The organism is Dehalobacter sp. DCM (assembly GCF_024972775.1).
Lineage (GTDB): Bacteria > Bacillota > Desulfitobacteriia > Desulfitobacteriales > Syntrophobotulaceae > Dehalobacter.
Genome location: NZ_CP092282.1, coordinates 4,266,059 through 4,286,583, shown reverse-complemented (window position 1 = coordinate 4,286,583; position 20,525 = coordinate 4,266,059). Strand labels below are relative to the sequence as shown.

Here is a 20,525-nt window from a genome sequence, read left to right as displayed (position 1 = left end):
AATGGTCAGACTTCCCATCAGACAATGTGTTGAATTGATCATGCGCTCCGGAGACATCGACAATCGATATGCTCCGAAAGACCGAATGCTTGAAGGAGCCCGGGCACATCGCGCGCTGCAGAAAATTAACAGAGAACGTTATGCTGATTATCGAAGTGAAGTGTTTCTAGCTCAGACGTATCATTATAACGGGATTGATTATGCCTTGGAAGGTCGTGCCGATGGTGTATTCAGCCATGATGGGCAATACGTAATCGAAGAAATTAAAACAACTGTTCTGCCGTTGGAAAGTGTCGAAGAAGGGAATGCAGTGCATTGGGCCCAGGCCAAATGCTATGCCTGTATTCTGGCTGTGCAGAACGAATTGCAGGAAGTATCCATTCAGATGACGTATTATCATCTCGAGACCTATGATACAAAGCAATTTGTTCGGATGTTCACTGCTGACGACCTGGACTGTTTTGTTAGTGAATTAATCGAAAAATATGCCGCATGGGCTAGTTTTTCTGAACAATGGAAGGAGTTGCGGGACCGATCCATTAAAGCATTGTATTTTCCTTTTCCTTTCTATCGCAAGGGACAAAGAGAACTTGCCGTCCACGTTTATAAAACCATCGTCGGCGGAGAGAAGCTTTTTGTGCAGGCACCGACAGGAACTGGGAAGACCATTTCCGTTCTCTTTCCTGCAATCAAAGCAATGGCCGAGGAGAAGACCTCGAAAATATTTTACCTGACTGCCAAAACGATCACACGGCAGGTTGCAGAAGAGGCCTTTGGGAAAATGCGTCACGGCGGCCTTAAAATGAAAACGCTGACTTTGACTGCTAAAGAGAAAATATGCTTTTGTGAGAAACCCAACTGCCACCCGGAATATTGCCGATATGCCAAAGGACATTATGATCGTGTCAATGAAGCTATACTCGATGCTGTACAAACAGGCGATGACCTCTCGCGGAGTGCCATCGAGGCTTTTGCCCGGAAGTACACCGTTTGCCCGTTTGAATTTTCGCTTGATTTATCCCTCCTTGCTGACTGCGTGATCTGTGACTATAACTATGTTTTTGACCCGAAAGCCTTTCTCAGACGTTTTTTTGCAGAGGGAACAAGTGATTATGTTTTTCTTATCGATGAAGCGCATAATTTGGTGGATCGCTCGCGGGAAATGTTTTCGGTTGAGCTTCGAAAAACAGCATTTTATCAAATCAAAAAGGCCTATAAAGGCAGAGATAAAACGCTGGATAAAATCCTGAACAGCATCAATCGCTATTTGATTGACCTGCGTCACCAATGCGGTCAACAGGGCTATTACGTAACAGCGGATAAACAAAAGGAGTTTATCGCACTTGTCAATAAATATACAGCTGTTTGTGAACGCATGCTTAAAGAAAACCGCGACTTAAGTGAAGACAGTGATTTTCTGCAGGTCTACTTTGACGGGCTGCATTTCGGCACGATTGCGGATTTCTATGATGAGCGCTACGTGACTTATGCTGAAGCACAGCAGAACGAAGTCGTTGTCAAATTGTTTTGTTTGGATCCATCATATTTATTGGGTGAAGCGTTGCAGCGCGGCCGCTCGGCGGTCATGTTTTCAGCCACGCTGTCACCGCTTCAGTATTTCCGCGGCATTCTGGGCGGGGATGAGAAAGATAAACTGCTTGCACTGAATTCGCCGTTTGATGAACAAAATCTATGTGTTATCACGGCAGAGCATATCTCGACGAAGTATAAGGAGCGGGAAAACAGCCGGGAACAAATAGCTCACCTGATTAATACCTTTGTCGGGTGCAAAAAAGGGAATTATATCATCTATTTCCCATCCTATAAATATATGCATGACGTTTTTGCGGATTTCACCGCTGCTTATCCTGCTATTAATGCGGCAGAACAAGCACCGGCGATGACGGAAGAGGAGCGGGAAAGTTTTCTGACGCAATTTGTTGAGAACCCTGTGCATACCTACGTAGCATTCTGTGTACTCGGGGGCCTATTTTCCGAGGGCATTGACATGGTAGGCAACCGGCTAATCGGAACAGCAATAGTCAGTGTCGGGCTTCCCCAGTTCAATGTTCAGCAGAATATTATCAGGGATTATTTTGATCATAAAAATGGTATGGGTTTTGAATATGCTTATATGTATCCGGGAATGAATAAAGTCCTGCAGGCTGCAGGACGGGTCATTCGCTGCGAAAGTGATATCGGTGCTGTTTTGCTGATCGATGAACGCTACAGCCGAAGGAGCTATAGGAATCTTTTTCCCAAGCATTGGTTTCCGCTTCGAAATGTAAAGGACATCCGAAATATGGAGAAAGTACTTACTTCTTTTTGGGAATTAAAATAATAACGAAATTATCCACAAACGAAATTATCCACAAATGTGGGCAATCTGTGTATAAGTGTATATACAACCGGAACTATCCCTATTTGGCATAATCCGGTGAGCGGCCGTAATTCGGTCTGTGATTACCTCGCCGCCAATCATAGGGCGATGTTATGATCGGAATACCTGTCGTGTGTCCCGCCTTTTTTGAACAATAACAATGATTAAGGAAATAACAAAGACGACAATACTGATCTCGGCGGTGGTGATGATTGCAGGGTATTTGCCTGCAAAGCCTGTCGCAGATAAATGCTTCATCACGATGCCAATATAGGCCCAAATCGGGACAAGGCCGTAGGCGATATCCTTGTTAACAATCATAGTAGCTGATGCAATGACCATGCCTGCCAGAAGTATAACGATGGTCCAGCCACTGGCGGAAAGTCCAAAGCCTCCTTGCCAGCCCAGACTTACCAAGAGTGTTGTCATATTGGCGATAGTCGCTACGGTGATCCATCCAAAATAAATACTGAAAGGCAGCCTCAAAAAGAAAGCTTCTCGTCGGGTCATTTTTTCTTTCTTTAAAGCGTCGACAATTAATATGAGTGTGATCAAGATAACGATCATCAAGGCCATTGAAAGCATAATTACCTTGTAGTGCCAGGTAAGTATCCAGGTTGCATTGGCCAGTGCATTGATAGTGAAGATAACGCGGATCTTATGCAGAAGACCTTCATTAATAAATTTCCAACTGCTCTGAAAAAGCCCAACCTGGTATAGCGTGAATAGGGCCAATAGGAGATAAATCAAACCCCATATGGAAAAGGTCAAGCCGGCAGGTGCGAATAAATTAGGGTAGGAATCAGATACTTCACCTGTAGTAACGCCGTTGATCGGAAGCATATTAGCTAATGCATTTACAGCAACCATGATGATAAACGAGATGGCCGCGAAGGATTTTAGAAAGATGTGTTTACTCTCTTCCATGGCAGAATTCTCTCCTTTACATGTTTATTCATCTGTATTCATTGCTCTAAATCGTGGTACGATCCTGCCTTCGTGCATGACATTCTCAAAAAACATCGTATAAGGTCTGGCAAAGATGATACCTTTGGCATTTTTGTATATAACCAGCTTTTCATCGGTTTCGGAATGGATAGCGGTAAAAAGATATTCATAGATACCGCCTTTAAAATGTTGATATTTCGGCACGATATCACCTCGAACATTCTCCGTTGGTAATTTTTATATCAGTAGTTATATTAAATATATCAAGGATTTTAATTGCCGTCCAGAAAATAACACATCATCATTCTACCCTCAGACTGTATAAAATAGTCAGGAATGAGTTGAGGGCTCATCGTCGTGGTCCTCCTGTCATATAATGAATTGATAGTCAGCATATTGCAAGGGAAGTGATGCTATGCTGTCACCCAGTCTTGAAGATTATTTAGAGCAAATTTACCGGCTTACCTTGTCGCCGGGTACAGTACGGGTCACAGATATAAGTAATAAACTGCAGGTCGCACTGCCGTCAGTAACGAAAGCCCTCTATAAATTGCGTGACCAACACTATATTAAGTATGAACGGTATGGGGAGATCCATCTTACCGAACAAGGTAATGACTATGGCTGTTACTTAGTATCCAGAAATCAGCTTCTTCAGGAATTTTTAGCGTTGATTGGCAGTAAATGCAATTATGCAGCTGAAGCTGAAGCCATGGAACACTATCTTTCAAAAGAGACGATCGAAGCAATTCAGTACCTGGTGGCCTTTCTTAGAGATGATCCGGCATGGGGCAGGGCTTTTGCTGATTTTATGAAGCAAAGAACAGAGAAAGGTAATCCGTTTATTCTGGGTTAGTGGCAGCTAATTTTAAGCTTATGCTGTGCTTAGTATAGGTTATATCCAGCCGGCTTGTTACAAAAATATTCTTATCTTCGCCCTATCTTGTAATTTAACTTAAATAAGCTATACTAATAAATAAAAAGGAAGTGGCTGCTATGGCAAAATGTGCAAAATGCGGTGCTGAAGAAAGAGAAGAAGATCTGTTTGAAGTCAAAGGGCAATTGGTTTGTGAAGACTGCAAGCTGGAAGAAACCTCAAAGATAGCTTCAAAACCATGCGGCAACTTTAACGGCTAGATACGAAGCCCAGCATTACTCGTGAGAGCTATCCAAAAAATATTCAGTCCGGCATATACTATGTGCCGGACTTTGTATTATAAATTTTAATTTTTAGTTTATTTTTTTGCAATGAAATAATAGAATAGATACAGAAGGCGTTGGAATTATCTGGTGAATTTCTGATGTTTTCGTATAGAAGCATCGTTTCCTGGGGAAAGTATCAAAGAATCACGCAGACTGAGGTGAAGCGTATTTGGATAATCAATGGCAGAGGTTTCGTAAATATTTTTTCTGCAATTCGTTAACTAATCTCCAATTAGATATTAGCCGTGTCCATTTTCCCGATCGTTATTTTGATGATATGGAAACAATAATCCAGGGTGTATATACCCAAATACAGGACTTAGAGAACGGTTCCATCGCAAATCCTGATGAAAACCGCAGGGTAGGGCATTACTGGCTGAGTACCCCGGAGATATGCCCTGACCAAGAAATCGCGTCGAAGATATCGGAAATGATTTTTCATGTCAAAAAATTTGCTCAAATGGTGCATGATGGCACACTTAAGGGAGAGAGAGGGCAATTATTCAAGCATGTTCTGGTAATTGGAATTGGAGGATCAAGTCTGGGGACCCATTTTGTCTCCGATGCGTTAGAAAAAGTTGATGATCCCTGCAAATTGTATTTTATTGACAATACGGATCCCGACGGCATGGACAGAATATTTGAACGGCTAAGCCGCGTTCTTGATGCCACCCTGACGATCATCATCTCGAAAAGCGGCAGTACAGTCGAAACCCGTAATGGAATGGAAGAAGTCCGCCGTCTTTACCAGCACAATAGATTGGATTTTGTCAAACATGCCATTAGTGTAACCCAAAGCGGGAGTCAGCTGGACCAGATACGAACCAAGGAAAATTGGTTAGACTCATTTCCGATGTGGGATTGGGTAGGCGGACGAACATCGGTATTATCTGCTGTGGGGCTTTTGCCGTTAGCATTACAGGGAATTGGAATCGATCAATTGCTGCTGGGGGCGGCAACGTGCAATGCACTGACGCGAAAACCAGAGACGATGCAAAATCCTGCCGCATTGTTGGCCTTGACCTGGTTTTTCTTAACAAGGGGAGAAGGCGGCAAGCAAATGGTTATCCTCCCCTATAAAGACCGGTTGGAGCTTTTTCCCCGATATCTTCAGCAGCTGATTATGGAATCATTGGGAAAAGAGACAGACCTTGACGGTAACGTCGTGCATCAGGGTATTACTGTATTAGGCAACAAAGGAACGACAGATCAGCATTCTTATTTACAGCAGCTATTGGACGGCCCGGATAACGCTTTTGTTACCTTTATTGAGGTACTGAAAGATCGGGAAGAATATTCTCCGATCTTAGCTGAAAACAGTACAAGCGGCGATTTTTTACATGCATTCCTGCTTGGTACCCGGAAAGCACTGACCCAGAAGGGCAGACAATCAATCACGATTACGATCCCGTCGGTTACAGCGGAAAGCATCGGCGTACTCATCGCGCTATTTGAACGGGCAGTAAGCCACTATGCCTACCTTGTCAATGTAAATGCGTATAATCAGCCGGCAGTGGAAATTGCTAAAAAAGGTGCTCAGGAAGTCATTGAACTTAAGAATTACATAAAGCAGATACTTGCAAATAATACACCAGACGGTCTTACGCTTGATGACATTGCCGATGAAATACAGAACACATTCCAAATAGTTGATAAAGAAATGGTGTATAAGATATTACAGCATCTTGCAGCAAATAAAGAAAACAAAATAAAAAAAGTATTCGCGAGAGATGAATTCTCTGCAGTGTACTTCTGCTCCCACAGAGAATAGATAAGAGGAGACCAAGAGAAATGGATTCTGAAAAATCATATAGAAATACCCTGCGTTTATGGACGGAAGATAATTATTTTGACGCACTGACCCGGCAGGAATTATTGGCGATCACCGATCCGAAAGAGTTAGAAGACCGGTTTTATATGGATCTTGAATTTGGTACGGCAGGGTTGCGCGGTGTACTTGGAGCGGGAACGAATCGCATGAATCGCTATGTTATCCGCAAGGTTACTCAGGGGCTTGCGGATATGATCCTGGCCTATGGACAGCAAGCCTGTCTTAGGGGTGTCGTTATCGCATACGATAACAGGCGTTTCTCGCGGGAATTCGCGCTGGAAACCGCGTTGGTCCTTGCAACAAATAAGGTAAAAGCCTTTCTTTTTGAGAGCCTCCGGCCAACGCCGGAACTTTCCTTCGCCGTCAGATATTTAGGAACAATTGCCGGTGTCAATATTACCGCCAGCCACAATCCCAAAGAATACAACGGTTATAAGGTGTATTGGGAAGATGGCGGCCAGATTCCCCCTTTGCAGGCTGAGCAGATTGCCTTGAAAATGGCCGAAACCACGTGTTGGGAAGTATACCCTATGGACGAGAATGCAGCCCGTGAAGCAGGGCTGCTTACAATCGTCGGACCTGAGGTTGACGCTGCTTACGAATCTGAAATTCAAAAGACACTGCTTTCTCCCAATCTTACCCGCACAGAGGGAAAGAATTTAAAGATTGTATTTACACCACTACATGGAACAGGCGGAATACCTGTGCAACGGGCGCTGCAAAATATGGGATTCACCTCACTATGGACTGTTCCAGAACAAGAACAGCCTGATCCGGAGTTTGCGACCGTAAATTCGCCTAATCCCGAAGATCCTTCTGCCTTTATCATGGCTCTGAATTTGGCGAAGGAAAAGGAGGCGGATTTAGTACTGGCTACTGATCCGGATGCTGACAGAGTAGGTATCTATGCGCGAGATAGACAGGGCGCGTGGATTCGATTTACCGGTAATCAAATTGGCGTTATTTTAGAATACTACGTGCTCTCACAGAAAAATGCACAGGGAACGCTGCCGGAGAACGGTGTGGTGGTTAAAACGGTAGCCTCGACAGATCTGGGTGATGCTATCGCCATGGATTTCGGGATGAAAGCGATCAATGTGCATGTGGGGTTCAAATATATCGGTGAACAAATTAGGAAGATGGAAGAAGGATGGGGAACGTTTTTATTTGGCTTTGAAGAGAGCCATGGCTACCTCGCCGGAACGTACGCACGGGATAAAGATGCAGTTCAGGCAGCGGCGCTGCTGGCCGAAGCCGCGCTCTATTTCAGCCGGATCCAGAATAAGACGTTACCGGAGGTTCTGGAGCATATTTTCAAACGCTACGGCACCTATCTTGATGAACAGGTTGCAGTGACGTTATCGGGTAAGCAGGGAAAAGAGTCTATCGATCGGATCATGGACCGTCTGCGAGTGATGAAGCCGAATACACTGGGCGGCCTGCGCTTGGAAAAAATTGAAGACTATCAGATTGATACGCGATTATGGCTGGCAACGGGCAGAAGAGAAATGATTGGTCTTCCTCAGGCAAACGTTCTTAGATTTTCCTTTGAAGGAGGCGGGTACGTAATGGTGCGTCCATCCGGAACGGAGCCTAAGATACGGTTCTATTTCTGCCTTAAGGGACAAACCATGGTGGAAGCCGAAGCGATGAAAGAAAGGGTCAAGGCACAGATATTTTCTGCTGTCGATGACCTGATGCGATAAATATGATATAGTGATATTGAGGTGAAGGGTCTATGGAACACTATGTTATTTCCATAAACGGGATAGATAAAATAGACTCGCTTACGGATAAGCTGATAGAGGGAGGACTACCCCGTTTTACCCTATCATTGTTCAATAGTGCGGAATGGAGCAATTTAGCCGAACACTTAGCGCGCTTACCAGATACTGATGACATTAACCACACCCTGGATGGGCTGCCTTCTTTGCTGCAATGTACGGACTATCGCTTTGAACGACTAAATCCATCCCTGTTTTTAGTCCGCTACAGTGATTTTGACTCCAATAATAAAGAAGAGGATATACAACTTTTTTTAACGCGGCATAACATCACGATGCTGAAGAACGACTGGATCGACATAGAACGGATAGCGGACTGGGCGCGAAGGGATTTGTTGCGAACACCTTCCGATCTGGCCCAGCTTTTAGGCATGACAATACTTGACCACCATCAAGAACAATTAGAAATGCTGGAAGAGGAAATGAACCAGATCGAAGAAGATATCATGGAAAATCCTCACCGGCGACAAAGAAGCCAAATCATCCAGCTGCATAAAAAAATACTTGGGTTCAAGAAATCGCTCAATGCGCATGGTACTATTTTCCGCAGGCTTTCAGCAATGGACAGGTATGATAACGGCACCCCATCGTGGCAGGACCTTGTCGCCGAAACTCAGCAGAAACTCGAAAATGCCCGTCAGACGCATGAATTGATCGAAGTGCTTTTAGAGACATATCAACAGGCTAATGACAATCGCGCCAATGATATTATGAAAGTACTCACTCTTTTGGCCACGATCCTTCTGCCCATCAATCTGTTAACGTCATTTTTCGGGATGAACTTTCAGCATATGCCATTGGCCCACTCGACCTATGCCTTGCCGGTATTTTATCTTATATCGGTTATGATCATCGGCGCCGTTCTTATTCTTTTCTGGAAAAAACATTGGTTGCGATAAGTTATTATTTGTGAAATTTACTAAAGAAATGTTGTATTTTGTCGATATTGATATTAGGCTTTATCACAACCGGAACCGGTTGTTTTTTCTTAGTATATCAGAAAAACTCTAAGTGACTTTCTGTCCCAGAAAGTTTGATTCACGTTCTGAATACTTAAGTGCAGCTATAGCTGCCGTCTTCGTCTGAGGACTTGGCGCCAGCCAAGTTTTACTTAAAAAGGGGTATATACTCAAATGATTCGTGAAATAAATAAAATCAGTCGGGATTTGGAGGCATTGCTCAAAGAGCGGATGTCCAATAATCGAAAATTAGCTGCCAGCTGTATCATCATTGGCATTCTCATTGGGGTGTTTGTTTTTGGTCATCTTAAGGTCATGCCGGGGACCATAGCCGGTAGTATAATCTTGATTATCACCTTAATAGCACCGCTTCTTTTTGGATATATTGGCCTTTTTGTCGCTTTCGTCTGCAGCGTTTTGGCCGTGGCGGATCCCTTGAATATCTGGATCAGACATGATAACCCTTTTTTTCTTCGAGAATTGATTTTAACCGCAACGAACTTTTTTGCTTCAACTATTATCGCCGTCGTCGTCGAGCACAATTGGAAAACACAGCAACTGCTTAAAAAGCTATCCATCACGGATGGTCTTACGGAACTGTATAATTTCCGGTATTTTAAGCAAAGACTAGATCAGGAGATGAGCAGAGCCGTAAGGAGTCAAAAGCCTCTGGCCCTCTGTATTATTGATATCGATTACTTTAAGCAGTACAACGATTCGTATGGGCATTATAGCGGCGACGAGGTGTTAAAAAAGACGGCGCAGCTTCTCAATTCAACACTCAGGAAGTCCGATATCGTTTTTCGTTACGGGGGAGACGAGTTCTTAGTCATTATGCCGGATATCAATGCCCATGAAGCCAGTGGGGTCATGGAGCGTTTAAGAAAAGCATTTAGTAATCACGAATTTCGCTTCAGTGAAGCTAATTCCAATGAATGCTTGACGTTATCCATTGGCATATCTTCTTTTCCTGATTTATCATGCGACATGGATGAGCTGATTGCGCAGGCCGACAAGGCCCTGTACCATGTCAAAAGGAAAGGCCGGAATAAGGTTGAAAGTTATGAGACGGTGAACTAATCTTTAAAACTTCGTCATTATTAACAATAGATATATACCGAAGAAAAATTGAGATATACAAAAGAAAAAACTCGTATCAGCAATCAAAAATAAGCTGGTACGAGTTTTAAGTGCTTAAGTCGTCACTAAAACTAATCGGTAAATAATTAAGGGTACTATTAAAGTTTTAAACAGCAGTCTCGTCTTCCCCGGCAAACTGACTGGTGTAGAGATCACTGTAAAAACCGCCCTTAGCCAGAAGTTCCTTGTGATTGCCCACCTCAATGATACTGCCATTATTCATCACCAGGATCATTTCGGCTTCTCGGATGGTAGAAAGACGATGAGCGATAACAAAGCTGGTACGGCCTCGCATTAGATTGACCATCGCTTTTTGGATCAGTACTTCTGTACGGGTATCCACACTGCTGGTCGCTTCGTCTAAGATTAGAATCGCCGGATCGGCCAGGATTGCCCGGGCAATTGTCAGAAGCTGTTTTTGTCCTTGGGATATATTCGTCGCTTCTTCATTCAGAATCGTATGATACCCTTCTGGAAGAGTCCGAATAAAGTGGTCGGCGTACGCCGCTTTGGCAGCCTGAACAATTTGATCCATTGTTGCATCTTCTTTGGAATAGGCAATATTGTCTCGGATAGACCCGTTAAACAGCCATGTGTCCTGAAGTACCATTCCGAACAGCTTACGCAGCTCGCTGCGTTTCATATCCTTAATGTCGACACCGTCAATGCTGATTTTTCCTGAATTGATCTCATAGAAACGCATCAAGAGGTTGACCAGCGTCGTTTTCCCGGCGCCGGTGGGACCAACGATGGCAATGGTATCGCCTGACTTCACGTTCAGATTCATATCCTCGATCAAAGGGACATTGTCTTTATAGCGGAAACTGACATGTTCGATCTGAATATCGCCTTTAGGCGCACTGAGGGTAACCGCTTCCGGGCTGTCGGGGATCTCTTCCTGTTCATCCAAAATTTCAAAAACACGTTCGGCACAGGCGACCGTCGACTGAATAATGTTGGCGATATTGGCGGTCTGGATGATCGGCATGGTAAAGGATCTGGAATACTGAATGAAGGCAATGATATCACCCAATCCCAGCAGACTTCGGGTGATCCAGATGCCACCGAGGACGCAAATGCCGACATAAGCCAGATTACTGATAAAGTTCATCAGTGGAAACATGATGCCTGATACAAATTGGGCTTTCCAGCCGGCCGTGAAAAGCCTGCTGTTCATCGCTTCAAATTGTTCAATGGCATCGTTCTCCTTACCAAACGCTTTGACAATCTTATGCCCGTTAAACATTTCCTCAACATGGCCGCTGAGATCACCGAGCTCTTTTTGCTGGGCAGCGAAATATTTCTGGGACTTCTTCGCTATTGCCATGGTGGCAATGGCATAGAGCGGCAGGGAAAAAATGACGATGAGGGTGAGTGCCGGACTGATTGTCAGCATCATGATGATATACCCGATAATGGTGATGACAGAGGTAATGATTTGGGTCAAACTTTGCTGCAAGGTATTGGCAATTGTATCGATGTCATTGGTCACGCGGCTGAGGATATCGCCATACGGGTGCATATCATAATATTTCAAGGGCAGTTTGGGCAGCTTGTTATCGACTTCCCGCCGTAAGTCGTACACTGTACGCTGAGAAACGCCTGACATCACGAGTCCCATGATCAGACTGAACAAGGCACTGATTAGGTATATCGCAATCAGGATCAAGGCGATCATACCGATATAATGGAAGTTATATTCGCCATTGGTCTTAGCAATGGCATCGATAGCGTTGTTAATCTGGTCATCTGTAAAAGATACATTCTCTTTCGTATCCGACAGTGTCATACCCGAATCGGTATTGGCGGACATCTTCTTGCCAAGTTCAATAATCTGCCGGGAGACATCTGCTTTTTGCTGGGCGTCAGTAAGCGTATTCAGCATCGGTAACTGCAGAAACGCTTTGAGTGTACTGAGCATCTCCGGATCGATCTCCGTAATGGTCTCGGGACTGTCGGTGTCAGTGCTAGTAGCGGTGTCGGAAGTAGTATCCGCCGGTTTTGGCATCTGATTCAATAAATCCAGCATGTTGATTGCGGTAGCCGCTTTCGTCTGAGCATCTGTCAATGAATCCAAAGAAGGCAGCGCGGTTAATTCTTCGATTGTATCCAGCGTTTCAGGATCGATCTTATCAGTAGTTTCTGATGTATTGTCACCGGTCAGTGCCGAGGATGGCATGATTTTAAAGACCGCGATCACTTGCAAAAGCAGGGCGGATTTAGCCTGAGGATCTTCCGTATTGGCCAAGAGCGGCAACTGCAAGAGATCTTTTACCGCTTTTACCGTAGCAGCGTCCATTGATGCGGAAGAGATACTGCTGGTACTTGGCATAGCCTGAAACGCGTTCATAACCCGGATCGTAATCTGTGCTTTTTTCTCGGGATTTGAAATAGAATTGATCATCGGAAGATTAAGCAGTGTCTTCATTGCGGCGACGGAGTCAGCATCAAACTGTTGGGAAGGCTGTCCTGTGGCGGGCATACTCTGCAGCAGGTCGAGCATCTTGATGATTGTAGCATTTCTAGTTGAAGAATCTTTGATGGTGTCAATTAGCGGCAGTTTCACGAACTCCTGAATTGCTTTTAGGGTTTCCGGAGTCATCTGAGTCTGCTGCGCAGGAGGAATTGCAGTTGAAGCGGAGATCGGGGCGGCCGTCATCGCTTTAAACTGAGCTAGCATCGATTTCTGGACGGCAGACATCTGCATGACAATTCCAGATACTGCCTTACTCTGGGCATCCCCTATTTTTTGTTCGATGGCATCCACCGCCGTGGTCTGGGCTTCGGTCATATTTTGGCTGATCTGATCGACGGCTTTGCTTTGGGCATCGGTGAGTTGGGTGGTGATACTGTCGACAGCCTGTGTCTGCGCATCGGACATTTTATTCAGCATCGTACGGGCCATATAGGATTCCTGAAGATTATTGATCGCTTTACTGCTGATTTTCGGTGCGGCAATCGTAAAAGATGTACTGGCTACGGCAAAGATCAGGACAATGATCAGATTGCGTTTATGTGGTTTTAAATATCGAATCAGCCTGCGGAGACTGCCTTTGAAATTCTTGGCTTTTTCAGTCGGCGCTCCGAAATGTCCGCCGGGACCGCCGCCGGGGCCACTGCCCGGACCGAAAGGTCTGCGCTGATTGCTGTTCGGCCGTGATTGCTGGGTGTTATTTACTTCGCTCATGCTATTTCCTCCTCAGACAGCTGGGATGAAACAATTTCATGATAGACGTCACAGCTTTTCAGCAAATCTTTGTGTGTGCCGATACCGGCTATCCGACCGTTATCCAGGACGATGATCCGATCAGCGTCCATAACAGTCCCCACCCGCTGTGCAACAATTAGAACGGTAGATTCAGCAATTTCTTTTTTCAGTGCTGCCCGCAAGCGAGCATCGGTTTTAAAGTCCAGAGCGGAGAAACTATCATCGAAAATATAGATTTCCGGTTTGCGGACCAGGGCTCGGGCAATAGCCAGACGCTGTTTCTGTCCGCCGGATACATTTAAACCGCCTTGAGCGATTTTATGATCATACCGGCCGTCCATTTTGTCGATAAATTCGGATGCTTGTGCTACTTCAGCAGCATGGCTGACTTCTTCATCTGTTGCCTGCTCATATCCGAAGCGGATATTGTCCGCGATCGTCCCAGAAAAAAGAATCGCTTTCTGGGGGACAAGCCCGATTTTCCGCCGCAGGTTTTCCTGGGAAATTTCTCTGATGTCCACTCCGTCAATCAGGATACTGCCGCTGTCGACATCATAAAAACGAGGAATAAGATTGATAAGCGTGGATTTGCCTGCGCCGGTACTGCCGATGATCGCCGTAATTTCGCCGGGTCTGGCAGCAAATGTAATGTTCCGAATCGCTGGCTCCTCGGCCCCGTGATAACTGAAGGTAACATCTTTAAATTCGACATAGCCTTTGCCTAAGAAGGAATCTTTAAGCTCCCTGGCATCAAGTATTTCAGGTTGGGTATCAAGTACTTCATTGATACGAATAGCCGCAGCCTGGGAGCGGGGTACCATGATAAACATCATCGCCAGCATCAGCATCGAAAACATAATCTGCATGGCATACTGTGTAAATGCAGTCAGGGCACCAAGGCTCATATCACCGACACTGATGCGGATGCCGCCGAACCAGAGGATCGCCAGTGAGGTCAGGTTCATAATCAGCATGATGGACGGCATCATAAAGGCCATAATTTTATTGACCTTAATAAAGGTGTTAGTTAAATCAACATTAGCGGCTTCAAAACGTTTTCTTTCAAACTCGATGGTATTAAAAGCTCGAATAACACGTACACCGGTCAGCTTTTCCCGCAGTACCAAGTTGATTTTGTCAATTTTGAATTGGATCTTCCGAAACAGCGGGATCATTTTCGACGCGATGAAGGCGACAATAATTGCCAGAAGGGGAATCGAAACGGCAAGAACCCAAGTCAACTCCTTATCCTGACGCAATGCCAGAATAATGCCGCCGACGGCCATAATGGGTGCGCTGATCATCATACGCAGAATCAGGATGGTCACCATCTGAATCTGGGTAATATCATTCGTCGTTCGCGTAATCAGGGTTGACGTGCCAATCTTGTCAAATTCATGAAGAGAAAAACTTTCTACGCGATTAAAAATCTTACTGCGCAGAATCGTGCCTAATCCCACGGCTGATTTTGAGGCTAAGTAACTGGCGATTATGGAACAGAAGGTAGCCGCACCGGCGACCAGAAGCATAATTCCGCCGATATGCAGGATTTTCTGAGTATCTCCGTTCATAACGCCTTCGTTGATAATATCCGCCATCAGTGTCGGCAGATAAAGGTCGCCCATGGATTGAAGGAAAACCATGATGACGACACCGATAATCATTAATCGATACGGCTTTAAAAACCGAAATAATTTCAGCATATAGGGTATCCTTTCTAAGATTATACTTTGGAAGACGTAAAGCAACGATATTAATATGCGCGGAAGCAGAGAATCATGTATCTTGATTTAATACTTTTTTTAATACGGTCAGCCCATCATATATTTTCTCAATTTCCTCCGGGGTTGCTTTGCTTAGCATCTTCTCCATGTTTTGGCGTATCATGTCATGGTGTTGTTTATGGAATGATTCCGCTTTTGGACTTGCTTTAACATAGACGATCCGTCGATCATCCTCACTCCGAGTTCGGATAACAAGCTCCTGTTTTTCCAATCGATCGACAATACCGGAAATTGTGCTGTTCGATAAATTGACGGCATTGCTTAATTCTGAGATTTTCATCTCGCCATGATGCGTAAGGACAGTAAGTACCATTCCTTGCGGCATTGTCACACCATTATCCACAAAACACTTACTCATGTTTCGCTTGAAACTCTTAAATATTTCGAAAAAAAGCTTGACTAAATCCACCTCGCTGTACTTTTTATCCAATTTTAGATTATCCCTCCTTACAACGACACTATTACCATTGATATTTCTTGTGCAAATATTTCGCATCGAAAATAATTATAATTATTAATTTTGGCTATGTCAATTCGCCAGAAGCATTTATAATAAATAGTCATATTTCTCGTTTTTGTGCTATGAATAGCCACTATAAGCTTCTATTAAGGTAATTTTAATTAAATTCTAATTATTTGCTTAGTACGGTTTAATCGCGGGGGTTTAGAATAAGGCCATAATAAAGAAATGGAGTTGATACTACATGACTATCAGTTTGGAACAAATCGATGAGATGAGAAAAAGAACCAATTGCAGTTATTCTGAGGCTAAGGATCTTCTCGAAAAAAATAATGGCGATCTCATCAGTGCGATTGTTGAATTTGAAAAGAAACATGGATTTAAGTCTAATGCACATCAAAAAAAAGCAGAGAAAGATACGAAGAGTTTTGGCAAAAAGGTCAGGGAGCTTATCCGTAAAGGTTTTGCAACCCGGATCATAATTGAAAAGGCTGGAAGTACTTTTCTGAATATTCCGTTGAACATCTTGATCATTGCCGTGTTGATCACGTTGCCGATCATATGGATTGATATCGCAGCATTCGTCGTCCTTTATCTCATGGGATACCGCATCCGTGTCAGAAAGGAACAAGGCGAGGATGTCAATGTCAATGAATTTGTAGACGAAATTAGCAGCAAAGTAAGGGATGCTGCGGACAAGATGCGTGAAAAACCGGTTACCTGCGAAACACAACATCAAGAGGATCAACCTGAATCTAACCAACCCAACACTAAGGAAGAGAAAAAAGAAGACGGATATAATGAAATTACAATCGGATAGTAATATACGGCGATGGTATGAGGTGTGAGCGAAAAATGAACCTGTGAAACTCTGTTGTTTGCAGGTTCATTTACTCGTATAATGAAATGGCATAATCATTAATTGCCTCAATACTACGAATCAATGGGGAGGGCATAATGAAAACCAAAATCTTGGTTATTGAGGATGAAGTAAAGATTGCCCGTTTCCTGGAACTTGAACTGACACATGAGGGCTATGACGTCGAGCTGGCACACGATGGAAGAGCGGGTTACGAAAAGGCGCTTGCCGGGAAGGCGGATTTGATTATTTTGGATCTCATGCTGCCGGGATTAAGCGGTATAGAAATATGTCGACGTGTCCGAAAGGAATCCGACATTCCGATAATTATGCTGACAGCAAAAGATGATGTCTCCGACAAGGTCATGGGACTTGATAGCGGAGCAGACGACTACATGACAAAATCGTTTGCCATTGAGGAATTACTCGCACGGATCCGGGTCATCTTGAAACGCAGAGGGAAAAAGGAGGATCAGCATAATATTCTGGAGGCTGGACCCCTTAGGTTGTATAAAGATGAATATCGCGTATCGTTCAAGGAGTCAGATATCGCTTTGTCCAAAAAGGAATTCGAGCTTCTCGCCTATTTGATGGAGAACCGGGGTATTGTTCTGTCCCGGGAGAAAATACTTGACCATGTATGGGGATATGACTATTTTGGAGATACGAATGTTACCGACGTCTATATCAAGTATTTACGCAACAAAATTGATCAGAAATATGGACTACAATTTATTCACACGGTAAGAGGCGTTGGATATTTATTTAAACAACCAGATAATAACGGCGAACAACCGCTTTCTTCATGAGTTAAAGGCTCATTCAACCCCCATAGCTCGGTCTGCGTGCCACACTTCCGGCGATAAGCGGAGTAGGATTGCGAAGCGCAACGGTCCATGGATGGACCTAAGTTAAAATTCGCCAAGGAGGGCAAAAGAATTTTAACTTCCTTAATGCAAATTCACGGATGGCGCAAGAGCCGAAAGCGGAATGTGGTGCGTGGACCGGACCCAAAAAGAATATATTTGTCTAATTATTGAAAGATCATAATACTAGAGACTGGGAAAAGGCATGGTTGAGAGTCTTGTATGGATAAGAGTACGAATTCGGACAGGAATACAAATACAACTAAGAAGCCGGTAAATATTCGAAAGATCGTGTTTTTCCCGGTCTACATGGTCATTTTTATGTATCAATGGATTCGGGAGAAGATTCAGTATTCTATTCGGCTGACCCTTTCATTTCGTTATATCGGAATATTACTTATTACGATGTTTGGTGCCGGTCTTGCGGTTATCCTGCTATTCGGCGGCATCAGGATACACGCCGCGGTACAGCAGAATCAAGCGGGTATTCAGGAGATACTCCACAGGGATCTTGTGGCACCCCCTTTAACAGACGGTGAATTAAACGGTGAACTTTATGCTTTAATACAAGATTATTGCCAAGAAAACAATGTCCTGCTCTATGCCGATGACCCTCAACTGAAAATTGATCTTACAATGGATCACGGGTTTAGGGAATACGGTTCCAAAAGTGCATATGGTATTGCGCTTAACGGCCAGCATATATACTTTTCAATGCAGAAGAATTTTTCTGTGGGCAGTAACGCTGTAAAGATGGTCATCTATACGGATATTCAGGATGAGTTATGGACACTGCGTTCTCTTGCGGCAATTATGGGTATGGTATATCTGGTCTTTCTTTTTCTTGCACTCATCGCGATTGGTTTATCGGGTAAGGGCATTTTTCAGCCAATTAAAGATATGACCCGGACGGTCAGAGATATATCTGAGCAAAATTTAAATTTGAGGATCAACGTTAGCGGATCAAAAAATGAACTAAAGGAACTGGCGCTGACCTTCAATGAAATGATGAACAGGCTCGAAGATCAATATAATAGACAGAAACAATTTGTCTCTGATGCATCACACGAGCTGCGGACGCCGATTGCTGTCATCCAGGGGTATGCTGATATGCTTGACCGCTGGGGAAAGAATGATACCGAAGTCTTACAGGAATCCGTGACGGCAATTCGGAATGAAGCCGTGAATATGCAGGAACTGATTGATAAGTTGTTATTTTTAGCGCGGCATGATAACAGTACGCTGGAATTTCTGAAAGAAGAGTTCAGCCTGACAGAATTGCTCCAGGAAATTGTCAGGGAAACAGAAATCATAGACAAAGGACACAAAATAGCACTGGATATCCATCAGGAAATCTCGGTTCATGCCGACCGGGCGAGACTGAAACAAGCCTTTCGGATCTTTTTGGATAATGCATTAAAATATACACCTGTCAATGGAGAAATAACTGTTAAAGCTCAAAAAGACAGTGCATGGACAGAGGTGAGCTTTAAAGATAATGGGATCGGTATGACCCAAGAGGAGCTCAGACGAATATTCGATAGGTTCTATCGGTCTGATCAGTCACGGACAAAAGCAACGGGGGGATATGGACTCGGTCTGTCTATTGCCAAGATCATTATCCTCGGACATAATGGAAAGATCAAAGTCAGAAGTAAGGCGGGTGAAGGGTCCGAATTTATTATACTCCTATAAGCAATGCCTTTACCTGGTTATAACGTTCGCAATAAGTAAATCGAAAGCTTCCTCCAGGCAAATTGTTATTTTCCTGGAGGAAGCTTTTTTGCTGTAATGATACCTGCAGTAACGGTGCGCACCGTATATTCCTTCGCAGAAAAATCAGTCATTTGATCATCGCCAAGGACTGAATAAAATACAGGCAGTGAAGGAAAATTATGGTAACACCTGATGCGCAATTGAATATGATAGGGATGTAAACAGTTCCAATAATGAAATCAAGGAGGGAAAAACATGTACGGTTGTGGATGTGCAGCAAAAGGTTATGGTTACGGCACAGGTATGGGTGCAGGTGCAGCTATCATCGCGATTGCGATTCTTATTTTAATTGCTTTGGGCGTTATTTTCTAAATCAATTTTCTAAATCACTGATTTCATTAAAAAGCAGGGGGTGAAAATATAATGGCAGTTGCAGCAGGTACTTTCGGTGGAACATTTGGCGGCGGCGGTTGCTTCTGTGGCATCGCGATCGTAGTGGTGATCATTCTTCTCTTAATTGCTATGGGTATCGTATTCTAAGCTATCCGGCCAATTTTATCTTTTAAATTGAACACCCGATTATAAAAATAATAATATAAATAAGAAACTGATGAATTAACGCATCAGTTTCTTGTTTTTTATATAAAAAACTGCCAAAAGAAGAAGGAATTTTGAAGAAAATAAAGAAATAGTGGATTTATGATCACATTATTCGCGAATCAAATCAACAGTGTCGAAGACAAGGATATACATTTTTATCTAGAATATGTTTCCCAGGAAAAGAAAGAGCGATTGCGCCGCTTTGTAAAAAAGGAGGATGTCAAACGATCACTTTTAGGAGAAATATTATTACGAAATATTGTTATGCAATACGGTATTCCCAACAACGCAATAGATATCCGTTTGGATAAGAACAGAAAACCATTTATTCCTGCTTTGAATGGTTTTTATTTTAATATTTCGCATTCCAATGAGTGGGTTATTTGCGCGACAGGGACGAGACCGGTTGGTGCGGATATAGAATGGATCCGGCAAGTTGATTTGGATACTGTGAAATACGTCTTTTCACCGGAGGAATACAGCACGTATCTCAAGTTGGATGAAAGTGAGAGGCCAGATTACTTTTTCAGGCTCTGGACTATCAAGGAAAGCTACCTCAAAGCATTGGGAGTTGGCCTGAACGGCGATCTAAAATCGATTACACCTCAGATTGAAAGCGGCATTATCACGACCAGCACCGAAGAAACTGCCTATTTTAAAAATTATGAGTTGGATCGAAACTACTGGGTTACCGTATGTGGTTTTGAGAGGGAGTTTGATCCAGAAATTAGGTGTGTTCATATTCAAATAGCAGATTTTGTGATCTGATTGGTTATTGGCTGCCAAT

16 protein-coding genes are annotated in these 20,525 nt (G+C 43.7%); 11 read left to right on the top strand and 5 right to left on the bottom strand.

Features of this window, described 5'->3' with window-relative positions; genetic code table 11:
• The first annotated feature begins 1 nt into the window (after window position 1).
• A complete protein-coding gene (locus tag LPY66_RS19955; protein WP_337985987.1) occupies window positions 2-2,341 on the top strand; it encodes an ATP-dependent DNA helicase in 2,340 nt (779 codons plus the stop codon).
• A 150-nt stretch (window positions 2,342-2,491) separates the two neighbouring features.
• Here LPY66_RS19955 and LPY66_RS19950 read toward each other — a convergent pair whose 3' ends face one another.
• Window positions 2,492-3,307: a tryptophan-rich sensory protein gene (locus LPY66_RS19950; protein WP_337985986.1), complete on the bottom strand. Its 816-nt coding sequence runs from the start codon at window positions 3,305-3,307 to the stop codon at window positions 2,492-2,494.
• Window positions 3,308-3,331: 24 nt separating this feature from the next.
• Complete coding sequence (locus LPY66_RS19945) at window positions 3,332-3,532, bottom strand: DUF1653 domain-containing protein (protein ID WP_337985985.1); 201 nt, start codon at window positions 3,530-3,532, stop codon at window positions 3,332-3,334.
• 211 nt (window positions 3,533-3,743) lie between these two features.
• Between LPY66_RS19945 and LPY66_RS19940 the strand changes: the two genes are divergently transcribed.
• The 6 genes from LPY66_RS19940 (at window position 3,744) to LPY66_RS19915 (ending at window position 10,185) form a co-directional block, all read left to right on the top strand.
• Window positions 3,744-4,184 carry a metal-dependent transcriptional regulator gene (locus tag LPY66_RS19940; protein ID WP_337985984.1) on the top strand — a complete coding sequence of 147 codons (441 nt, stop codon included), beginning with the start codon at window positions 3,744-3,746 and terminating at the stop codon, window positions 4,182-4,184.
• Between the two features lie 140 nt (window positions 4,185-4,324).
• Window positions 4,325-4,465, top strand: a complete 141-nt coding sequence (locus LPY66_RS19935; RefSeq protein ID WP_337985983.1) for a hypothetical protein — start codon at window positions 4,325-4,327, stop codon at window positions 4,463-4,465.
• Window positions 4,466-4,700: 235 nt separating this feature from the next.
• The gene (locus LPY66_RS19930; RefSeq protein ID WP_337985982.1) at window positions 4,701-6,302 is read left to right on the top strand and encodes a glucose-6-phosphate isomerase; all 1,602 of its coding nucleotides are present in this window, start codon (window positions 4,701-4,703) and stop codon (window positions 6,300-6,302) included.
• 20 nt (window positions 6,303-6,322) lie between these two features.
• Window positions 6,323-8,068 carry a phospho-sugar mutase gene (locus tag LPY66_RS19925; protein ID WP_337985981.1) on the top strand — a complete coding sequence of 582 codons (1,746 nt, stop codon included), beginning with the start codon at window positions 6,323-6,325 and terminating at the stop codon, window positions 8,066-8,068.
• 32 nt (window positions 8,069-8,100) lie between these two features.
• A complete protein-coding gene (locus LPY66_RS19920) occupies window positions 8,101-9,045 on the top strand; it encodes a magnesium transporter CorA family protein (protein ID WP_337985980.1) in 945 nt (314 codons plus the stop codon).
• A gap of 234 nt (window positions 9,046-9,279) precedes the next feature.
• Window positions 9,280-10,185: a GGDEF domain-containing protein gene (locus tag LPY66_RS19915; RefSeq protein ID WP_337985979.1), complete on the top strand. Its 906-nt coding sequence runs from the start codon at window positions 9,280-9,282 to the stop codon at window positions 10,183-10,185.
• 166 nt (window positions 10,186-10,351) lie between these two features.
• On the opposite strand, the gene LPY66_RS19910 is transcribed toward LPY66_RS19915, so the two are convergent.
• From LPY66_RS19910 to LPY66_RS19900, 3 genes are all read right to left on the bottom strand, one after another.
• A complete protein-coding gene (locus LPY66_RS19910; RefSeq protein WP_443112508.1) occupies window positions 10,352-12,253 on the bottom strand; it encodes an ABC transporter ATP-binding protein in 1,902 nt (633 codons plus the stop codon).
• A gap of 1,175 nt (window positions 12,254-13,428) precedes the next feature.
• Window positions 13,429-15,156, bottom strand: a complete 1,728-nt coding sequence (locus tag LPY66_RS19905; RefSeq protein WP_337985978.1) for an ABC transporter ATP-binding protein — start codon at window positions 15,154-15,156, stop codon at window positions 13,429-13,431.
• 73 nt (window positions 15,157-15,229) lie between these two features.
• Entirely contained in the window at window positions 15,230-15,667 is a 438-nt protein-coding gene (locus LPY66_RS19900) for a MarR family winged helix-turn-helix transcriptional regulator (RefSeq protein WP_337985977.1), read from the bottom strand.
• Between the two features lie 274 nt (window positions 15,668-15,941).
• On the opposite strand from LPY66_RS19900, the gene LPY66_RS19895 reads away from it, so the two are divergent.
• The 4 genes from LPY66_RS19895 to LPY66_RS19880 all read left to right on the top strand — a co-directional run bounded on the left by LPY66_RS19895 (window position 15,942) and on the right by LPY66_RS19880 (window position 20,506).
• The gene (locus tag LPY66_RS19895; RefSeq protein WP_337985976.1) at window positions 15,942-16,517 is read left to right on the top strand and encodes a DUF4342 domain-containing protein; all 576 of its coding nucleotides are present in this window, start codon (window positions 15,942-15,944) and stop codon (window positions 16,515-16,517) included.
• A gap of 137 nt (window positions 16,518-16,654) precedes the next feature.
• A complete protein-coding gene (locus tag LPY66_RS19890) occupies window positions 16,655-17,365 on the top strand; it encodes a response regulator transcription factor (RefSeq protein WP_337985975.1) in 711 nt (236 codons plus the stop codon).
• A 279-nt stretch (window positions 17,366-17,644) separates the two neighbouring features.
• Window positions 17,645-19,117 (top strand): sensor histidine kinase, encoded by a 1,473-nt coding sequence (locus LPY66_RS19885; RefSeq protein ID WP_337985974.1) that lies wholly within the window; start codon window positions 17,645-17,647, stop codon window positions 19,115-19,117.
• A gap of 720 nt (window positions 19,118-19,837) precedes the next feature.
• Window positions 19,838-20,506, top strand: coding sequence for a 4'-phosphopantetheinyl transferase family protein (locus tag LPY66_RS19880; RefSeq protein ID WP_337985973.1), 669 nt, complete (start codon window positions 19,838-19,840; stop codon window positions 20,504-20,506).
• Window positions 20,507-20,525 lie beyond the last annotated feature (19 nt).

Bases quoted from the DNA above. Each gene is read 5' to 3' on its own strand.
- LPY66_RS19920 (WP_337985980.1), top strand. From the start codon at position 8,101: ATGGAACACTATGTTATTTCCATAAACGGGATAGATAAAATAGACTCG.
- LPY66_RS19905 (WP_337985978.1), bottom strand. From the start codon at position 15,156: ATGCTGAAATTATTTCGGTTTTTAAAGCCGTATCGATTAATGATTATC.
- LPY66_RS19925 (WP_337985981.1), top strand. From the start codon at position 6,323: ATGGATTCTGAAAAATCATATAGAAATACCCTGCGTTTATGGACGGAA.
- LPY66_RS19885 (WP_337985974.1), top strand. From the start codon at position 17,645: ATGGATAAGAGTACGAATTCGGACAGGAATACAAATACAACTAAGAAG.
- LPY66_RS19935 (WP_337985983.1), top strand. From the start codon at position 4,325: ATGGCAAAATGTGCAAAATGCGGTGCTGAAGAAAGAGAAGAAGATCTG.
- LPY66_RS19940 (WP_337985984.1), top strand. From the start codon at position 3,744: ATGCTGTCACCCAGTCTTGAAGATTATTTAGAGCAAATTTACCGGCTT.
- LPY66_RS19915 (WP_337985979.1), top strand. From the start codon at position 9,280: ATGATTCGTGAAATAAATAAAATCAGTCGGGATTTGGAGGCATTGCTC.
- LPY66_RS19890 (WP_337985975.1), top strand. From the start codon at position 16,655: ATGAAAACCAAAATCTTGGTTATTGAGGATGAAGTAAAGATTGCCCGT.
- LPY66_RS19955 (WP_337985987.1), top strand. From the start codon at position 2: ATGGTCAGACTTCCCATCAGACAATGTGTTGAATTGATCATGCGCTCC.
- LPY66_RS19950 (WP_337985986.1), bottom strand. From the start codon at position 3,307: ATGGAAGAGAGTAAACACATCTTTCTAAAATCCTTCGCGGCCATCTCG.
- LPY66_RS19895 (WP_337985976.1), top strand. From the start codon at position 15,942: ATGACTATCAGTTTGGAACAAATCGATGAGATGAGAAAAAGAACCAAT.
- LPY66_RS19880 (WP_337985973.1), top strand. From the start codon at position 19,838: ATGATCACATTATTCGCGAATCAAATCAACAGTGTCGAAGACAAGGAT.
- LPY66_RS19910 (WP_443112508.1), bottom strand. From the start codon at position 12,253: ATGCCAAAACCGGCGGATACTACTTCCGACACCGCTACTAGCACTGAC.